Annotated in this window: 17 protein-coding genes; 12 read left to right on the forward strand and 5 right to left on the reverse strand. The window is 45.0% G+C overall.

Annotation, left to right across the window (positions count from 1 at the left end; genetic code table 11):
- The first annotated feature begins 247 nt into the window (after positions 1-247).
- The 10 genes from rpl7ae (at position 248) to ACCM36_RS00175 (ending at position 9,740) form a co-directional block, all read left to right on the forward strand.
- A complete protein-coding gene (rpl7ae, locus tag ACCM36_RS00130) occupies positions 248-604 on the forward strand; it encodes a 50S ribosomal protein L7Ae (protein ID WP_370571670.1) in 357 nt (118 codons plus the stop codon).
- A 20-nt stretch (positions 605-624) separates the two neighbouring features.
- Positions 625-840 (forward strand): 30S ribosomal protein S28e, encoded by a 216-nt coding sequence (locus tag ACCM36_RS00135; protein WP_298684737.1) that lies wholly within the window; start codon positions 625-627, stop codon positions 838-840.
- Positions 841-845: 5 nt separating this feature from the next.
- The gene (locus ACCM36_RS00140; protein WP_370571671.1) at positions 846-1,034 is read left to right on the forward strand and encodes a 50S ribosomal protein L24e; all 189 of its coding nucleotides are present in this window, start codon (positions 846-848) and stop codon (positions 1,032-1,034) included.
- A gap of 12 nt (positions 1,035-1,046) precedes the next feature.
- Positions 1,047-1,496 carry a nucleoside-diphosphate kinase gene (gene ndk, locus ACCM36_RS00145; protein WP_370571672.1) on the forward strand — a complete coding sequence of 150 codons (450 nt, stop codon included), beginning with the start codon at positions 1,047-1,049 and terminating at the stop codon, positions 1,494-1,496.
- Positions 1,497-1,620: 124 nt separating this feature from the next.
- On the forward strand, positions 1,621-3,396 hold the full coding sequence (gene infB / locus ACCM36_RS00150) for a translation initiation factor IF-2 (RefSeq protein WP_370571673.1): 1,776 nt from the start codon (positions 1,621-1,623) through the stop codon (positions 3,394-3,396).
- A 57-nt stretch (positions 3,397-3,453) separates the two neighbouring features.
- The gene (locus ACCM36_RS00155) at positions 3,454-3,846 is read left to right on the forward strand and encodes a 30S ribosomal protein S6e (RefSeq protein WP_370571674.1); all 393 of its coding nucleotides are present in this window, start codon (positions 3,454-3,456) and stop codon (positions 3,844-3,846) included.
- 511 nt (positions 3,847-4,357) lie between these two features.
- Positions 4,358-6,700, forward strand: coding sequence for a hydrophobe/amphiphile efflux-3 (HAE3) family transporter (locus ACCM36_RS00160; RefSeq protein ID WP_370571685.1), 2,343 nt, complete (start codon positions 4,358-4,360; stop codon positions 6,698-6,700).
- Entirely contained in the window at positions 6,697-7,812 is a 1,116-nt protein-coding gene (locus ACCM36_RS00165; protein WP_370571675.1) for a COG1361 S-layer family protein, read from the forward strand. Before ACCM36_RS00160 ends, ACCM36_RS00165 begins: the two co-directional genes overlap by 4 nt.
- Positions 7,809-8,876: a COG1361 S-layer family protein gene (locus tag ACCM36_RS00170; protein ID WP_370571676.1), complete on the forward strand. Its 1,068-nt coding sequence runs from the start codon at positions 7,809-7,811 to the stop codon at positions 8,874-8,876. Before ACCM36_RS00165 ends, ACCM36_RS00170 begins: the two co-directional genes overlap by 4 nt.
- A gap of 51 nt (positions 8,877-8,927) precedes the next feature.
- Positions 8,928-9,740: a TrmB family transcriptional regulator gene (locus ACCM36_RS00175; RefSeq protein WP_370571677.1), complete on the forward strand. Its 813-nt coding sequence runs from the start codon at positions 8,928-8,930 to the stop codon at positions 9,738-9,740.
- Positions 9,741-9,745: 5 nt separating this feature from the next.
- Here ACCM36_RS00175 and ACCM36_RS00180 read toward each other — a convergent pair whose 3' ends face one another.
- Positions 9,746-10,153 (reverse strand): pyridoxamine 5'-phosphate oxidase family protein, encoded by a 408-nt coding sequence (locus tag ACCM36_RS00180; RefSeq protein WP_370571678.1) that lies wholly within the window; start codon positions 10,151-10,153, stop codon positions 9,746-9,748.
- Between the two features lie 178 nt (positions 10,154-10,331).
- Between ACCM36_RS00180 and ACCM36_RS00185 the strand changes: the two genes are divergently transcribed.
- Positions 10,332-10,715 carry a DUF2178 domain-containing protein gene (locus tag ACCM36_RS00185; protein ID WP_370571679.1) on the forward strand — a complete coding sequence of 128 codons (384 nt, stop codon included), beginning with the start codon at positions 10,332-10,334 and terminating at the stop codon, positions 10,713-10,715.
- A 1-nt stretch (position 10,716) separates the two neighbouring features.
- Positions 10,717-10,932, forward strand: coding sequence for a helix-turn-helix transcriptional regulator (locus ACCM36_RS00190; protein WP_370571680.1), 216 nt, complete (start codon positions 10,717-10,719; stop codon positions 10,930-10,932).
- 10 nt (positions 10,933-10,942) lie between these two features.
- On the opposite strand, the gene pdxT is transcribed toward ACCM36_RS00190, so the two are convergent.
- The 4 genes from pdxT to ACCM36_RS00210 form a co-directional block, all read right to left on the reverse strand.
- On the reverse strand, positions 10,943-11,536 hold the full coding sequence (pdxT, locus tag ACCM36_RS00195; RefSeq protein ID WP_370571681.1) for a pyridoxal 5'-phosphate synthase glutaminase subunit PdxT: 594 nt from the start codon (positions 11,534-11,536) through the stop codon (positions 10,943-10,945).
- Between the two features lie 27 nt (positions 11,537-11,563).
- Entirely contained in the window at positions 11,564-12,460 is an 897-nt protein-coding gene (gene pdxS / locus ACCM36_RS00200) for a pyridoxal 5'-phosphate synthase lyase subunit PdxS (protein WP_370571682.1), read from the reverse strand.
- Positions 12,461-12,546: 86 nt separating this feature from the next.
- On the reverse strand, positions 12,547-15,042 hold the full coding sequence (gene gyrA, locus ACCM36_RS00205) for a DNA gyrase subunit A (RefSeq protein ID WP_370571683.1): 2,496 nt from the start codon (positions 15,040-15,042) through the stop codon (positions 12,547-12,549).
- A 10-nt stretch (positions 15,043-15,052) separates the two neighbouring features.
- Positions 15,053-16,246 (reverse strand): toprim domain-containing protein (locus tag ACCM36_RS00210; RefSeq protein ID WP_370571684.1); only part of this gene is annotated, 1,194 nt, incomplete at its 5' end.

Genomic DNA, 16,246 nt, shown 5'->3' on the forward strand with positions numbered 1-16,246 from the left:
TTCAACGGAAAGACTTTTGTTCTAACAAAACCTTCTGCGCAGGCTACGTTAGCATTTTGCCGCAAGGTATATAAATAAATGCAGCGATTGATAGCCAACGCTTGATGCAAGTTCCTTTAAAAGGCAACTAATACAGGCAGTTGAAGATCATTAAGCCAGATCGGTTCCGGTCAAGATCGATCCCGGAGCTACAATGAATGATGAAAGACTATGAAATGTATTCATGGTTTTGAAGGAGATAAATAATATGGCAAAAAAATTCGATATTCCAGTAGAGCTCGCTGACAAAGCCCTCGAGAGCGTTGAACTCGCAAGAGACACCGGTAAACTCAAAAAAGGTACTAACGAAGTTACAAAAGCAATTGAAAGAGGTATTGTTAAACTTGCAGTTATCGCAGAGGACATTCAGCCTGAGGAGATCATTGCTCACATTCCTATACTGTGTGAAGAAAAGAACGCACCCTACATATTTGTCAAGCAGCAGAAGGAACTCGGAGCTGCCTGTGGCATTGGCGTGAATTGTGCAACAGTAGCTATTATAGATGCCGGAAAGGGTGCAGAGCTTATTGACGACATCGTCCAGAAGGTCAACGCCCTGAAATAAATTCCCAGGAGGTATAGACAATGGCAGATGATGATACAGGATATGCGGCAGAGGTCATCGATGTTATCGGAAATACCGGTATGCACGGTGAAGCCAGCCAGATCCAGTGCAGGGTCCTGGAAGGCAGGGACAAGGGCCGCATAATTACCCGCAACAGTGTCGGGCCCGTAAGGATTGGGGATATCTTCATGCTCATGGAGACCTCAAGAGAAGCCAAGAAGCTCACTACAAGGTGATATGAATGGAACAGAGAAAATGTTCTTTCTGCGGTGAGTTGCTCGAGCCAGGTACAGGGAAATTGTTCGCCAAGAAAGATGGATCTACATATTATTTCTGTTCATCCAAGTGCGAGAACAACTTCATGCTTGGAAGGCTTCCAAGGCGTACTGTCTGGACAGAACAGGGCAGGATCCACCTCAAGAAAGCCTGAGCTGGTGTCAAAATGGAACAGACTTATGTGATGATAAAGCCAGACGGTGTGCAGAGAGGCCTGATAGGCGAGATCATCTTAAGGATAGAAAGAAAAGGGCTCAAGGTCGCAGCCATGCGTATGAGCGTCATGGACAAAAATAGTGCAAAGGAGCATTATAAGGAGCATTCTGAAAGACCCTTTTTCCACTCCCTTATAGAATATGTTACTTCCGGACCATCTGTGTCCATGGTTATTGAAGGTAAGAATTCCATCGCGATCATGAGAAGTATCAACGGAGCCACCAATCCTGTGAATGCATTGCCTGGCACTATCCGTGGTGATCTTGCAGTTGAGACCGGAAGGAATATAGTGCATGCTTCTGATTCATCCGAAGCTGCAAAGCGTGAGATCTCCATCCATTTTAAGGACACTGAGGTTACAGGGTATAAGAAAATAGATGAAGCATGGCTGTACGAGTAAGCAGGGATCCATCTGGTGTTCACCATACATGTTTATCCTAAACTTTTCTGTGACAGGTATGGAGAATAACCTGCTCCCTACAATTCTACAAATCTCAAAGAAAGAGTAATAGAAGGGGTTTCTCATGGTAGATAGGAAGAATTTACGAACTCCAATAGTATCTGTGATGGGGCACGTAGACCACGGGAAGACCACCCTGCTTGATAAGATCCGAGGAAGTTCGGTGGCTGCCGGTGAAGCAGGTGCAATTACCCAGCATATTGGTGCTACTGAAGTGCCTATAGATGTAATTGTTGAGAAATGCGGTAATCCTTCCCTAAGGGAAAGATTTTTTGTGCCTGGCTTGTTGTTCATTGATACACCTGGGCACCATGCATTCACTTCCCTGCGCAGTCGCGGAGGAGCACTCGCTGATCTTGCTATTGTGGTAGTCGATATTAACGAGGGTTTCAAACCGCAGACAATAGAAAGCCTGCAGATCCTGAAACGTTTCAAAACTCCTTTTGTGGTCGTGGCCAACAAGATCGATAGGATACATGGGTGGAATCCCACGCCAAATGCACCTTTCCTTGTAAGCTACAATAAACAGGCAGAACATGTGAAAGGATATCTGGATAATAAATTCTACGAGGTCATAGGTGAGCTATTTAATATCGGATTCAATGCTGACCGCTATGATCGGATAAAGGACTTCCAGCGTACGATCGGTGTGATCCCCATAAGCGGACATACCGGAGAAGGAATACCAGATGTACTAATGGTGTTGCTGGGATTGGCACAGAAATTCCTGGAAGCCAATCTACAGTATGATGCCACTGGCCCGGGGGTAGGAACCGTACTTGAAGTGAAGGAAGAGCGTGGCCTTGGTACTACCGTGGATCTGATACTTTATGACGGGATGTTACAGAAAGGCGATACTATAGTTCTCGGGAGCCTTGGTGAACCTATCCAGACCAAAGTACGGGCCATTCTGAAACCCAGGCCATTGTCTGAGATCAAGTCCGAAGAGAAGTTCCAGCAGGTTGACAAAGTAATTGCAGCTGCCGGAATAAAGATCTCAGCCCCAAACCTTGACGGAGCCCTTGCAGGAACACCTTTGAGAGTTGCTACTGCAGAAACCATTGATAAGATCGTCCGGGACATCAAGCAGGAAGTGGATGCAGTACACATTGATACTGATATAATGGGTATCACCATCAAAGCCGATACTATAGGTTCTCTTGAAGCTCTTGTTAATGAGCTTAAAAAAGAAGAGATACCCATAAGGAAAGCTGATGTCGGCGATATAACCCATCGTGACATAGTTGAAGTCTCAGCTATAGAAGATCCACAATACTCGGTGCTTGTAGGATTCAACGTAAAGATATTGCCTGACGCCAAGGAAAAAGCTCAGCTGTCCAACATCAGATTATTCGTCAATGACGTGATCTACAGGCTCATTGATGACTATAAGGATTGGATCGAGGAGCAAAAAGAACTTTCTGAAAAGAACATTTCTGAGACCATTATCAAGCCTGCTGTCTTCCAGATAATGCGTGACTGTGTTTTCAGACAGAGTAAGCCTGCGGTTGTCGGAGTAAAGATCAGATCAGGGATCGTAAGGACAAATACCGAGATCACAAATGCTGATGGTGTGGTCGTTGGTAAGATCAAGGGCCTGCAATTAAGGGGTGAGAACATCGGTACTGCAAGGACAGGAATGGAAGTAGCCATGGCCATTGAAGGACCGACGGTCGGACGCCAGATAAAAGAGGAAGACATTCTTTACGTGAATGTGCCTGAAAGGCATGCAAAGATACTTGAGCATGAAATATGCGATTCCCTTTCTGCGGATGAAGTGGAAGCTTTAGATGCGTTCCTGGACATTAAAAGAAGGGAAAACCCATTCTGGGCAAAGTGAATATAGACATCATATTAAGTTAATTACAAGAGTTTAAAACTATTTGGAGGAATAAAGTTGGCAGATTTTAAAGTAGTTGTTTCAGACCCAAAGACAAAGAGTTACCAGTTCGACGTGAAGGGACCTGAAGCAAACAAGTTCATAGGAAAGATAATAGGTCAGGACATTGATGGTTCTGTAGTGGGTCTCTCCGGATACAAACTGTTGATCACAGGAGGAAGTGACAAGAGTGGAATGGTCATGAGACCAGACCTTCCGGGCCCAAAGAGGAAAAAGATCCTTGTCGCCACAGGCGTGGGTTATTCACCTAAAGCCGATGGGATGCGTCGCAGAAAGACTATGCATGGCAAGGAGATCTCACCTAACATCGTTCAGATCAACACCAAGGTTGTTGAATACGGCGAAAAATCCATCGAAGAGATTATCGGTGGCGGCAAAACCGAAGAGTGATCCGGGTTAAGGATCATTCACTTTTTATATTTTCTATATCTCCTCCGGGTGCTATTTTTCTTTAAGTCCAATACTTAACTTGTTATTTTCAGGAGCCATAAAGTTATATGCTCCACTCCTGCAGAGATCGTCAGGCTTGTTAGGGTACCTATAAGAATGTATTCGCCAGCTTTCTGTCAGCATTGAATCTTAATATCGATTTTTAAGATATAAGCAGTCCGACAAGGGAATATTCCTGATTGAGGATGAATGTTAGTATAAGGGATCATCCCATTATGCCTATCCGCAGACCAGCTTTTTCAAGCCCATCATAATTTGAGTGTTCGATCTCTCTTTTCCATCTCTCAGTTGCTTTACCTATGAACTATAGGGTACTACATATGCAAATAGTTATCATGATTCTCAGTTGTTATTTTAATAACAACAAAATTGTATTTTTTAAAAAACTATAAATATAAGACTCCTCTTATATGACTCATATTCTTACAGAAAGCTGAGACAGTTGAGAGGGATCTTTATAAAAGGCATATTTGAAAAACTAGGGGTCTTCATTGAGGACAACTCGGTGGCTATCGGACTTATTGCACTGCTGTTAATAGTCCTCTCTCTGCAGGGAGCTCAGCTCATTGAAATGAAATCAGGGACCGATACATTTGTTGAAAAGAGCTCCAAACTCTATCAGGATTTTGATCATCTTTACCTGAATCTCTTTAGTACCCAGTCCATAGTTGTGATGATAGAAGGCACGGATATCACAAATCCGGAACTCATCAAAGCCCTGGACAGATCCCAGCGGTCAGCTCAGGACATACCCGGTGTAATTGAAGTAACTTCTCCTTCCACTGTAATAAAACAAGTTAACTATGAAATGACCGGAAATTCAGAAATACCGGATGATGAAGCTACAATAAAGCGCATCGTAGCTTCATACATGCCCTCTGCCCTTATGCCGGATGACACTCATGCATTCATGTCAGTGGTGATAGAAGGCAGTGCTACGGACCAGATGCAGGAAGAAATATTGCAGGAAACGGAAGCATCTGTTGCCTTTGCTGAGTTTCCCCCGGATTACAATGTAATAGTTACCGGAGATCCCGCTTTTAACATCGCGCTTAATTATGAGATGAACTCGAGTATGGGACCTTTGCTTGGCATATCGGCCATACTCATGATGGTGGTGCTCTATCTGGTATTCAAACACGTCAGATGGAGATTGCTCCCTTTGCCTATTGTGCTGCTCGGTATCATATTCACTTTCGGCGCAATGGGTTTTCTGGAGATTCCCATGACAATGGTTTCTATGGCAGCTTTTCCTGTGCTCATCGGACTTGGTATCGACTATGCTATCCAGTTCCATAATCGCATAGAGGAAGAACTTGGTAAAGGAGAAGATGCTGCAGAGGCCGTAGTACAAACTATAAAGCACATTGGTCCTGCAGTGCTGATAGCTTTGATCATTACAGCCTTAGGATTTGTTTCCCTGTTCACATCCGCAGTGCCAATGATACAGGATTTTGGAAAGCTCCTTCTCATAGGGATAGTGATGTGTTTTATAGCATCTCTTTTTATGGGAGTGACAGTGATCTATGCTCTGCACCGCGCAGATGCAAGAACGAAGTTGAAAAAAGGAGACTCCAACAAGAAGAATGATCATCCCAGCAACAATGCGCAGCCTGATATGTTGGATCGTATGCTTGGACAGATGACAGCCTTCACACTAAAGTATCCATGGATCATTCTGATAGTTGCAAGTTTGTCCTGTCTTGGAGGCATGTATGTAGATTCTATGGTCCCGCTACAAACCGACGTGCAGACATTTGTCCCACAGGACATGCCCGCCTTATTGGACCTGAAACATCTGGGTAGCATACTGGGAGGGACCGATGAGCTTAACCTTGTGATCAAAACAGACAACAATGCAGATCCCAATCTTCTTCAATGGATGGATGATTTCGCAGAGCACGAGGTCGAAGGCAGATCCCACATCTATGGGTCCAGTAGTATCGTGCCTCTCGTAAAGGAGATGAACGGTGGCGAGATCCCGGACACTGCCGAAGAAGTAAAGCATCTATATGCACAGATGTCAGATACCCAGAAAGAACGTTATATTCATGGCGGGAACATAATGGTGCTCGATCTTAACATCGGCAATGCCATGGGTGAATTGGGACTTGAAGGCATATCAGAGCTTTCGGATACGGTAAAAGAAGATATTAAATGGTTCGTACCACCTCCTGGTACCACTGTTACTATTACCGGAGGCTCAGTAGTTTTCTTTGAGGTGATCGGTGCACTTACTTCAGGTCGTATGCTGATGACAATGCTGGGTCTGGTTTTTGTGTTCATAGGACTGCTGGTAATTTACAGAGACAATCTGAAGGCTTTAACCCCGGTCATTACGATGTTAATAGTTATAGGCTGGTCTGGAGGCATCATGTACTATGCAGGTCTTGAGTACACTCCCATGACAGCAACCCTTGGTGCACTTATCCTTGGCGTAGGTTCTGAATATGCCATCCTCATGATGGAGAGGTATTTTGAAGAAAAGGATAAAGGCGCCACACCTGAGGAAGCTATGCATGTGGCAAGCATTAAGATGGGAAAAGCTATTGTAAGTTCAGGACTTACCACAGTCTTTGGTTTTGCTGCATTGATCGCTTCTCCTTTTAGTATGACCAGCAATTTTGGTTTTATTACGGTCATCGATGTAACGTTGGCATTGTTCGCCACATTCGTTGTATTCCCGCCTGTATTGGTCTTGCTGGACAAGCATAGAGAACAGAGGATCTTGAAGAAGAGAATGAAAAACACAAATACTAGCCATGCCAGGGTAACGGAGGTTAGCGCCACATGAAAAGTACATTAGGACTAAAAGTTTTCACACAGTTTTCTTTCATTCTGACAGTTATGGTTGTGCTTAGCATGCTTTCAATTGTGGAAGTATACCCTGCTTCTGCAAAGGAATTCTTACCAGCTACATATGAGCAGACTACTAACTTTTACACAAGTTATGGAGAACCGGATCTTTATGCCTCGGTGCTTGGGGATACGGAACTCAAAAGAGGGGAAACGAGAGACATAAAGATCGTAATTTCCAATAGGGGAGTACTATACGGTGCAAAGAGTGCACAAGGTGTTGGCACTTCCGAAACAAAGCAGGCTCTTGCCATCAAGGAACTGGAATACGAAGCTCGCCGCACCGTTGCTTATGGTGTGAAAACTACACTGTTGACCAATTCTGAATACATAGATGTTGATCCGATCACGAGCAGTCAAACCCTTGAAGAAGTATTTCCGGGACAATTACCTGATGATCCTCTGGTATTTACGCTAACGGTCTCGGACAACGCGCCTGCAGGTGTGTATATGTTGGTTCTTCCTCTTGCATATGAGTATCAAAAAGATGTACGAATGACTGAGGGAAGTACAGCCATCCTGGGTCTGCCTGCAACGGATCACGAAACCTATTATCAGGCTGCCAACAAAACCCTGACAATCCCGATGATAATAGAACCCGAACCCAGATTAGAGGTCACTGAAATAACAGGGCAGCTTTCAGCAGGTGGTACAAGTACCATAAATGTCACCTACACAAACACCGGAGAACTTCCGGCCACAGATGCTGCTGCCAGGATCGTTGCCATGAAACCACTCTCCTGTGACAGATCCATGCAACCCCTTGGTACTATAGACCCCGGTTTTAGCAAAACTGCATCATTTGTGATCTCCGCTGAACTTGCAGCCGTGGAGAAGACATATGGACTGGACAGTGAGATCAAGTACATCGATACAGATGGTGAAATTGCATATTCGAGCAATATGAAAGTGGATGTGGCAGTCATACCTGCTGAAGATAAATTGAACATAACCGGCATTGCGATTGCCGGAATCATTATTACGTTAATAGTGTTGATCTTTAAGAACATATTAAGGAGCATGAACCAAAAGAACAGAGGGATAGAATGAAAAGCCTGAAAAATGTTATCAATGTCCTAGCATTTCTACTTCTGGTAATTTCTATTACAATACCTGCATACGCACAGTTACCGGAATTCTTCAATTTTGATGATAACTACTATGTGGTCTACGGCGCACCGAACGTAACTGCTACTCTGATAGGAGATAATGAGTATTCCCGTGGGGACACGGTCACGATAGACCTCAATCTTATGAACAAAGGTGTGATCAGTGGGTTCAAGGATGAAGCTGATAAAGATGACCTTGATGACCTTGAGCAGAAGATACAGATGACAGAGATGAACTATGAAGCTCAGCGAACAACTGCTATTGGCATCGTAGCTATCCTTAATTCTGAAAGCCCCTATATAACTGTAAAATCCGGACCGCAGGAAGCAGGTTCTCTACCCTCGGGACAGCAAACTGAAGACCCTGTTCAGTTTAACATAGAAGTCTCCAAGAACGCTCCCGCAGGCACTTATCCCTTAAATCTGCAACTGTATTATGGATATCAACAGGACGTGCAGATAAGCGGTGATGATGAGACGGATCTGGGTATCACTAATATGGAAGTAGGTCTGTGGTACTCAGTGGGTCAGCAGAACCAGACGATCAGCATAAAGGTAGACAATGAGGCTGACTTCGAAGTGGTCAATGCCACAGGTAAACTCTATGCCGATGCAGATGGGATGCTTCGTGTTACCTATAAGAACACAGGCGAGATGGCAGCAAAAGATGCTACTGTCAGAATTAGTGTCGATGATCCGTTCAGTACTACAGATGACCAGGCTTTCCTGGGCACATTAGAACCCGGACAGACGGCAGATGCTCTATTTAAGCTGAAGGTTGATGAAATGGCAGTTGCCAAAGCTTACTCCATCAATAGTGAGATAAAATATGAGGATGAAGATGGGCACAGCCAGATATCAGATACCATTAAGATAAAGACTGAAACATTGCCTGCACGCTCTTTTGGTGAATCATTGTCAGATTACATCGGCTTGTTCGTGGTCATTGCAATAGTGGTGGTCGCTGCGGGAGGTTTCTTCATCTACAAGAAACAGAAAAAGTAACAGATGGGCACAAACTAGCCCTCTGTCCTTAATTTACAGGATAAAAGGTTCATGTATTCGCTTATTGATTCTCTTAGGAACTTAGGACTTACGGAATACGAGGCAAAGGTCTTTATGGCGCTTACCAGGCATGGTAGCGGCACAGCCACTGATCTTCATATTTTCTCAGGCATACCAAGACCTGCTGTATATGGAGTACTAAAAAAACTCGCTGAACGCGGTCTTATTGAAGTGCAGCATACAAAGCCCATGCGATACAAATGTATGTCTCCTGAAGAAGCCATTCAGAAGATGAAAAAAGATTTCGAGCAGGAGTCAGAGTTAGCTCTCGAAAAACTTGAAGAGATCTACTCAAGTGAGGAAAATGTCCTTCAGGAAGAAGTTGTCTGGACTATAAATGGCCTGAAAAATGTAACTGACAGGATAATCCAGGTTATTTGTAGTGCAAGGTCCGAAATTATAGTAGAAACGCCTCATCCGGCCTTCCGGGACCTTGAGAATGTGTACCCGGTGATAGAAAAGCATCATAAGGAACTTGTCGAGGTATTCAATCGCAAGATCGTTGAAGGTGTCAAAGTACGTATGATCACTTATTCACTGGATGAATTAAGGGATATAGCAGCGCTCATCCCGGATGCAGAACTCAGGTTGTATACTATCAAAGACGAACAATTCAGAAAGGGAGGAGCTATTCTGGTAGATTGTTCCGAGATCCTGATAGACCTGAAGAAAGAAGTTGGTTCACGGGAGGATCTCACAGCTATCTGGTCCAATGGAAAAGAATTTGTTTCCATCATGAAGCACTTACTTGAAGCCGAATGGGAAGTCTCTGAGGTCCCCTTATTTGAAACAAAAAAGGAATGATCGGGTCAGAGCAGTTTTTTACCTGCGTCAGGCCCTGATCTGCACTCGTATACTTCAGTGATCTTCATGACCACAAGGCTTCTTGCAGGGAACCTGTCGCCCATGGATTTGACCATCTTGTACATTTTTTCGTAATTCTCGCCACTTGTTTTGATCTCTATGGGCCCTTTTATCTGGAAACATCCCTGGGTCTCAGGTCCCCATACGTACAGGGCAACTCTGGGATTTTCCCTGAGGTTTTCAAGTGTTTTAAGGAAAAAGTTGTCTGCGATCCAGACCGTTTCATCGTCTTCCTGCAATTTACAGAAACCTATGGGTATAACATTGGGAACGCCATCCTTTGAAGCCGTTGCCAGCGGGAATATCCTCATTTTGGAAAATGCATCTTTCATCTCTGAATTGAGTTTTACCATGGTATCACCTGCTTGATATCAAGATTATCATATAACAAAGTATAAAAGATGAATCTTTGGCTCGTTTTTTCATATCTTCAGTACATATAAATACTACTTCTACTTAATGTCAAGTAAACATTACATTTAGTTATGTACTATTTACAAAATGTTGTTTTAAATAAACATGGGGTTCAATATGAAGAAAAACCAATTCAAAGTTGTCTCACTTATAATTGTGATGGTTGTCGGAGCAATAATTGGATTTGCATCTTCCATAGGAAATCCTATACTCGCAGGCGGAGGTATGTTTGCGGGCATGGCTGTCCTATATCTTGTCAAAAGAACAGTTAAAGGGGTTGTAGAAGATGAAATGAACTTTCATATCAATCATCTGGCTTCCACGCTGACACTTAAACTGATTGCCATCTGTTTTGCCACGGTTGGTGCCATCCTCATAGCAATGAGGAACACATACCCTCAGTATATGGACCTTGGCTTTTTCCTTGCATACGCAAGTTGTCTCATCATAGTGCTTTATGCCATCTTTTACTCGTACTACAACAGGAAATACGAGGCATAGGATGAAGAACAGAATCAAGGTCTACAGAGCTATTCACGATCTCACCCAGGAAGCTCTGGCCGAAAAGCTGCAGGTAACAAGGCAGACCATACATGCCATTGAAAAGGAAAAATACGATCCTTCTCTTGAACTTGCATTCAAACTCTCGTATTTGTTCGGAGTTCCTATTGAGGAACTCTTCACTTATGACGTAAAGGAGCATATGCAGGAAAAATGAGCTTTTTCTTTCAAAATACCTTGTCAAGGAAATACTGATGCACCCTGCTGTCTGAGGTAAGTTCCGGATGGAATGCCAGTGCAAATAAATTTCCCTGTTCTGCGGCCACTATCACATTATCGATGGTTCCCAGCACCTTCACATCCTTTCCGGCAAGTGTGATAGCAGGAGCCCTGATGAAAACAGCGTTGTATGGAGATTCAAGGAAAGCCAGGTCAAGCTCAGTCTCAAAGGATTCGCGCTGCCTTCCAAATGCGTTCCTGTTAACCTGTGTGTCCATCAGTCCAAGCAGATGCTGATGGGTCTTCCTTACCTGCTCATCACCTTCCTTTGCAAGCAGGATAAGACCTGCACAAGTACCCATAATAGGCATACCGGCTGCATGCATTGCCCTGATCTCATCGACAATACCTTCTCTTACAAGCAGCCTGCCGAGTGTGGTACTCTCCCCTCCGGGCAGTACCAGAGCATCACAGGTTGGAACAAGACCTTTGTGCTTTATAGTGATGATTTCCGCCTCTTCCTCTCTTTCGGAGATAGCACGCTCAAGAGCTTCAACATGCTCAGAAACATTACCCTGTATTGCTATAACACCTATACGCAATGCATACACCCTGAAAAAGAAGAGGATTTACCATCCTCTTGTCTGCAAAGCCTGCTCAGGAGGGATGGTATCCGTGCTGATGCCCTTCATGCCGGCACCAATACCCTTGGATATCTCTGCAAGCACCTGCGCATTGTCATAGTTGTTAACTGCTTCCACTATGGCCGATGCCATAAGTTCAGGTTTCTCTGCCTTGAAGATACCGGAACCTACAAACACACCATCAGCACCCAGTCTCATCATAAGGGCTGCATCTGCCGGTGTTGCCACGCCGCCTGCTGCAAAGTTCACAACTGGTAACCTCTGTAACTGTGCAGTCTCGATCACGAGTTCTATAGGTGCCTCTATCTCACGGGCCGTCAAGATCAGTTCTTCTTTCGTCTTACTTGCAAGAGACCTTATCTCTCCTGTGATCTGTTTCATATGGCGGACAGCTTCCCTTACGTCTCCGGTACCTGCTTCACCCTTGGTACGTATCATTGCTGCACCTTCGTTGATCCTGCGCAGCGCTTCTCCCAGGTTACGGGCTCCGCACACGAAAGGAACAGTGAACTGTGTCTTATCGATATGGAACTTTTCATCTGCAGGTGTAAGCACCTCAGACTCGTCCACCATATCAACTCCAAGAGCCTGTAAGATATCAGCTTCCACAAAATGCCCTATGCGTGCCTTTGCCATCACAGGAATAGTGACACATTCAATTATCTCCGTTATTATCTGGGGATCTGCCATCCTTGCAACACCCCCGGCCTTTCTTATATCAGCTGGCACGGCCTGAAGAGCCATGACCGCAACTGCTCCGGCATCCTCTGCTATCTTTGCCTGCTCGGGATTTGTCACATCCATTATGACACCACCTTTTTGCATGCTGGCAAAACCGCGCTTTATCAGTTCAGTACCATGTCTCAGTTTCTCAAGTTCCATAATTATCATCCTGTTATTCTATCTTGGACATCCTACGCGCCCACGTATAAATAAATGTTCCTAATTGAAGGTAATGCTTATAAGCATTACTTCTCCTCTCCGTCCTCTGGCTCTATGCGCGCCACACCTACCACTTTATCGCCTTGGCGTACATCCATTATCTTAACACCCTGGGTATTCCTGCCCTGTACCCTGATATCTTTGACCGGGATACGGATAACGATACCTTCGGAACTGGTGATCATCACCTCATCTTCCTCACGCACAGCTTTAACATTGACCACCGGCCCGTTACGCAGGCTTGTCACTATAGTAATGACGCCCATACCTCCCCGGTGCATTGTACGATATTCCCCGAACTCAGTACGCTTGCCAAACCCGTTCTCCGTTATGGTCAACAAGGTGGAGCTCTCATCTACCACATCCAGGCTTACAACCTTATCTCCCTGTTCAAGGTTAATACCGCGTACACCCCGTGCACTTCTGCCCATGGGCCGGACATCGTTCTCAGAGAAACGAATAGCTTTTCCGTGCCTTGAGACCAACACCATGTCTTTTGACCCGTCTGTTAGTGCCACGTTCACAAGCTCGTCATCTTCCAGCAAAGTGACTGCGATGATGCCCCCCTTGCGAGGATTGCTGAAATCCGACAGGGATGACTTTTTAACAGTTCCCGAGCGTGTGGCCATAAATAGATACCTATCATCTGAGAACTCCGTGACTGGGATCATAGCAGTAACATATTCTCCTTCTCCCAGTTCCAGCAGATTGACTATGGCTTTACCTTTGGACTGCCTGCTTCCCTCAGGGATTTCATAGACCTTCTTCCAGTATAGTCTTCCCTTATTAGTGAAGAAAAGGATGTAGTCATGACTGGAAGCAACGAAGATATTCTCTACGAAATCCTCTTCCTTGGTTTCCATACCAATAACACCTTTACCTCCCCGGCGCTGCTGGGAATATGTGCTTACAGGCAGGCGTTTAACGTACCCACTGTTGGTAATGGTAACTATTACCTCTTCCTGAGGTATGAGGTCTTCAAGATCAAGCTCCACATGTGAAGCCTTGATCTGCGTTCTGCGCTCATTGTTATATTTTTGCTTTAGCTCAGAAAGTTCGGCCTTGATAATGGCATATTTCTTTTCGTCGCTCTCGATGATGGACATATACTCAGCGATCAGCCGCATCAGTTCCGCATACTCATCTTCCACTTTCTGCCTTTCAAGACCGGTAAGTTTCTGCAGACGCATGTCGAGGATAGCCTTTGCCTGTATCTCATCCAATCCAAAGTTAGCTATTAGACCAGACCTTGCCTCTTCAACAGTTCTGGAAGCACGGATAAGAGAAATAACAGCATCCAGATGGTCAAGTGCGATCTTCAGACCTAGCAGTATGTGAGCACGTTCTTCAGCTTTTCTTAGCTGGAACTGCGTACGTTTCAGGATCATTTCGATCCTATGTTCCAGGTAGATCTGTAAGATACGCTTAAGATTAAGTTCAAGAGGCACATTGTCAACCAATGCCAGATTGATAATGCCAAAGGTTGTCTGCATCTGCGTGTGCTTGTACAATTGGTTCAGCACCACATTAGGATCAGTACCCCTGCTGATCTCTATGACAACCCGGATACCGTCGCGGTCTGACTCATCTCTTAGATCTGAGATGCCTACTATCTTTTTCTCCCTCACAAGTAATGCGATATCCTCAATGAGTTTGGACTTGTTGACCTGATAGGGTATCTCACTTACAATGATAGCGTTCTTGTCCTTTCTTATTTCCTCTATGGTAGCTACAGCCCTCAGCTGTATCCTGCCTCTGCCGGTCTCATAGGCTTCCCTTATGCCATGCATGCCCAGGATAGTTCCACCTGTGGGGAAATCCGGACCTTTGAGCACCATCATGAGGTCATGTATAGTGGAAGAAGGATTTTCTATAAGCATGAGGGTTGCATCCACAACTTCTCCCAGGTTATGGGGTGCCATGTTAGTGGCCATACCTACTGCAATACCTGTGGAACCGTTGATCAGCAGGTTCGGCAGTTTTGCTGGCAGCACCGTAGGCTCTTGCAGGGAACCATCATAGTTAGGGATCATCAGGACCGTTTCTTTATCCAGGTCCTGGAGCATTTCATCAGAGGCCCTGCTCATGCGTGCCTCGGTGTAACGCATGGCAGCAGCAGAGTCACCATCAATGGAACCGAAGTTACCCTGACCATCTATCAATGGATAACGCAGGGAGAACTCCTGCACCATCCTTACAATACTTTCATACACAGCAGAATCACCATGAGGGTGATATTTACCCAGCACGTCTCCCACTACACGGGCAGACTTCTTATAGGGCTTGTCGTGGGTGATGCCTGCTTCATACATGGAGTAAAGTATCCTCCTGTGCACAGGTTTCAAACCATCTCTTGCATCAGGCAGGGCACGTCCCACAATTACGCTCATGGCATAATCGATGTAGGAGTTCTTCATCTCGTCCTCTATGAGGATAGGAACTACCTTTTCACCGGTTTCCGTGGGCTGGGTATCCAGAGAGTTGTCTTCAATTACATTATTTTCTTTATTATCATCTGGCATGTGCTACACCTCAAATGTCCAGGTTGGTGACCTGTTTGGCATTTCTCATGATGAAGTTCTTGCGGGGCTCCACCTCATCACCCATGAGGATGGAGAACATTTCATCCGCAGCCACTGCATCCTCCAAGGTGACCTGCAGTATGGTCCTGGTTTCGGGATTCATTGTGGTTTCCCATAACTGTCCGGGATTCATTTCTCCCAGACCCTTGTAACGCTGAATATAGAGACCTTTCTCTCCAACCTCCTGTATTTTTGCATTGAGTTCCCTGTCAGAATACACATAGTGCTCAGATTGACCTTTTTTGATACGATAGAGAGGAGGCTGTGCAATGTATACATATCCGGCATCAATTAGCGGGCGCATGTACCTGAAGAACAAAGTAAGTATAAGAGTTCTTATGTGAGCACCATCCACATCCGCATCCGTCATGATTATGACCCTGTGGTACCGGGCTCTGCTGACATCGTAATCGTCTCCTATGCCTGTACCCATAACAGTGATAAGGGAGAGCACTTCATTGTTTTTTAGTATGCGGGAGAGTCTGGATTTCTCCACGTTGAGGATCTTACCACGGAACGGCAATATAGCCTGAAAACGCCTGTCACGTCCCTGTTTGGCAGAACCGCCTGCAGAGTCACCTTCCACAAGGTAGAGTTCACATTGGGATGGGTCTTTTTCAGAACAGTCTGCAAGTTTTCCAGGCAGGGTACTTATATCAAGAGCATTTTTACGGCGGGTAAGTTCTCTTGCCTTTTTGGCTGCTTCCCTTGCACGCTGGGCATCCAGTGCTTTCTGGAGGATCACATTTGCGATCTTTGGATTCTCCTCCATGAACTCGGCAAGTCCTTCAGAGACCATTGATTCAACAATGCCTTTGACATCACTGTTTCCAAGCTTGGTCTTGGTCTGTCCTTCGAACTGGGGCTCGGTAAGTTTCACATTGATGATAGCGGTCAAACCTTCCCTTATGTCTTCTCCAGAGAGCTTATCATCACCTTTGGCAAGGTTGTTCTTCTTGATGTAATCATTGGCAACTCTGGTAAGTGCTGCCTTGAATCCCACAAGATGCGTGCCACCCTCATGCGTGTTTATATTATTGGCGAAGGAATACACTGACTCATTATAGCTGTCAGTGTACTGCATGGCTATCTCTACTATAGTTCCTTCTTTCTCCCGGTCGAAGTATATGACATCCTTGTGGAG

This window comes from Methanomethylovorans sp. (assembly GCF_041305605.1).
Taxonomy (GTDB): domain Archaea; phylum Halobacteriota; class Methanosarcinia; order Methanosarcinales; family Methanosarcinaceae; genus Methanomethylovorans.

Excerpts from the sequence above, each read along its gene's own strand:
- rpl7ae (WP_370571670.1), top strand. The coding sequence starts at position 248 with ATGGCAAAAAAATTCGATATTCCAGTAGAGCTCGCTGACAAAGCCCTC.
- ACCM36_RS00135 (WP_298684737.1), top strand. The coding sequence starts at position 625 with ATGGCAGATGATGATACAGGATATGCGGCAGAGGTCATCGATGTTATC.
- ACCM36_RS00140 (WP_370571671.1), top strand. The coding sequence starts at position 846 with ATGGAACAGAGAAAATGTTCTTTCTGCGGTGAGTTGCTCGAGCCAGGT.
- ndk (WP_370571672.1), top strand. The coding sequence starts at position 1,047 with ATGGAACAGACTTATGTGATGATAAAGCCAGACGGTGTGCAGAGAGGC.
- infB (WP_370571673.1), top strand. The coding sequence starts at position 1,621 with ATGGTAGATAGGAAGAATTTACGAACTCCAATAGTATCTGTGATGGGG.
- ACCM36_RS00165 (WP_370571675.1), top strand. The coding sequence starts at position 6,697 with ATGAAAAGTACATTAGGACTAAAAGTTTTCACACAGTTTTCTTTCATT.
- ACCM36_RS00170 (WP_370571676.1), top strand. The coding sequence starts at position 7,809 with ATGAAAAGCCTGAAAAATGTTATCAATGTCCTAGCATTTCTACTTCTG.
- ACCM36_RS00175 (WP_370571677.1), top strand. The coding sequence starts at position 8,928 with ATGTATTCGCTTATTGATTCTCTTAGGAACTTAGGACTTACGGAATAC.
- ACCM36_RS00180 (WP_370571678.1), bottom strand. The coding sequence starts at position 10,153 with ATGGTAAAACTCAATTCAGAGATGAAAGATGCATTTTCCAAAATGAGG.
- ACCM36_RS00185 (WP_370571679.1), top strand. The coding sequence starts at position 10,332 with ATGAAGAAAAACCAATTCAAAGTTGTCTCACTTATAATTGTGATGGTT.
- ACCM36_RS00190 (WP_370571680.1), top strand. The coding sequence starts at position 10,717 with ATGAAGAACAGAATCAAGGTCTACAGAGCTATTCACGATCTCACCCAG.
- pdxS (WP_370571682.1), bottom strand. The coding sequence starts at position 12,460 with ATGGAACTTGAGAAACTGAGACATGGTACTGAACTGATAAAGCGCGGT.
- gyrA (WP_370571683.1), bottom strand. The coding sequence starts at position 15,042 with ATGCCAGATGATAATAAAGAAAATAATGTAATTGAAGACAACTCTCTG.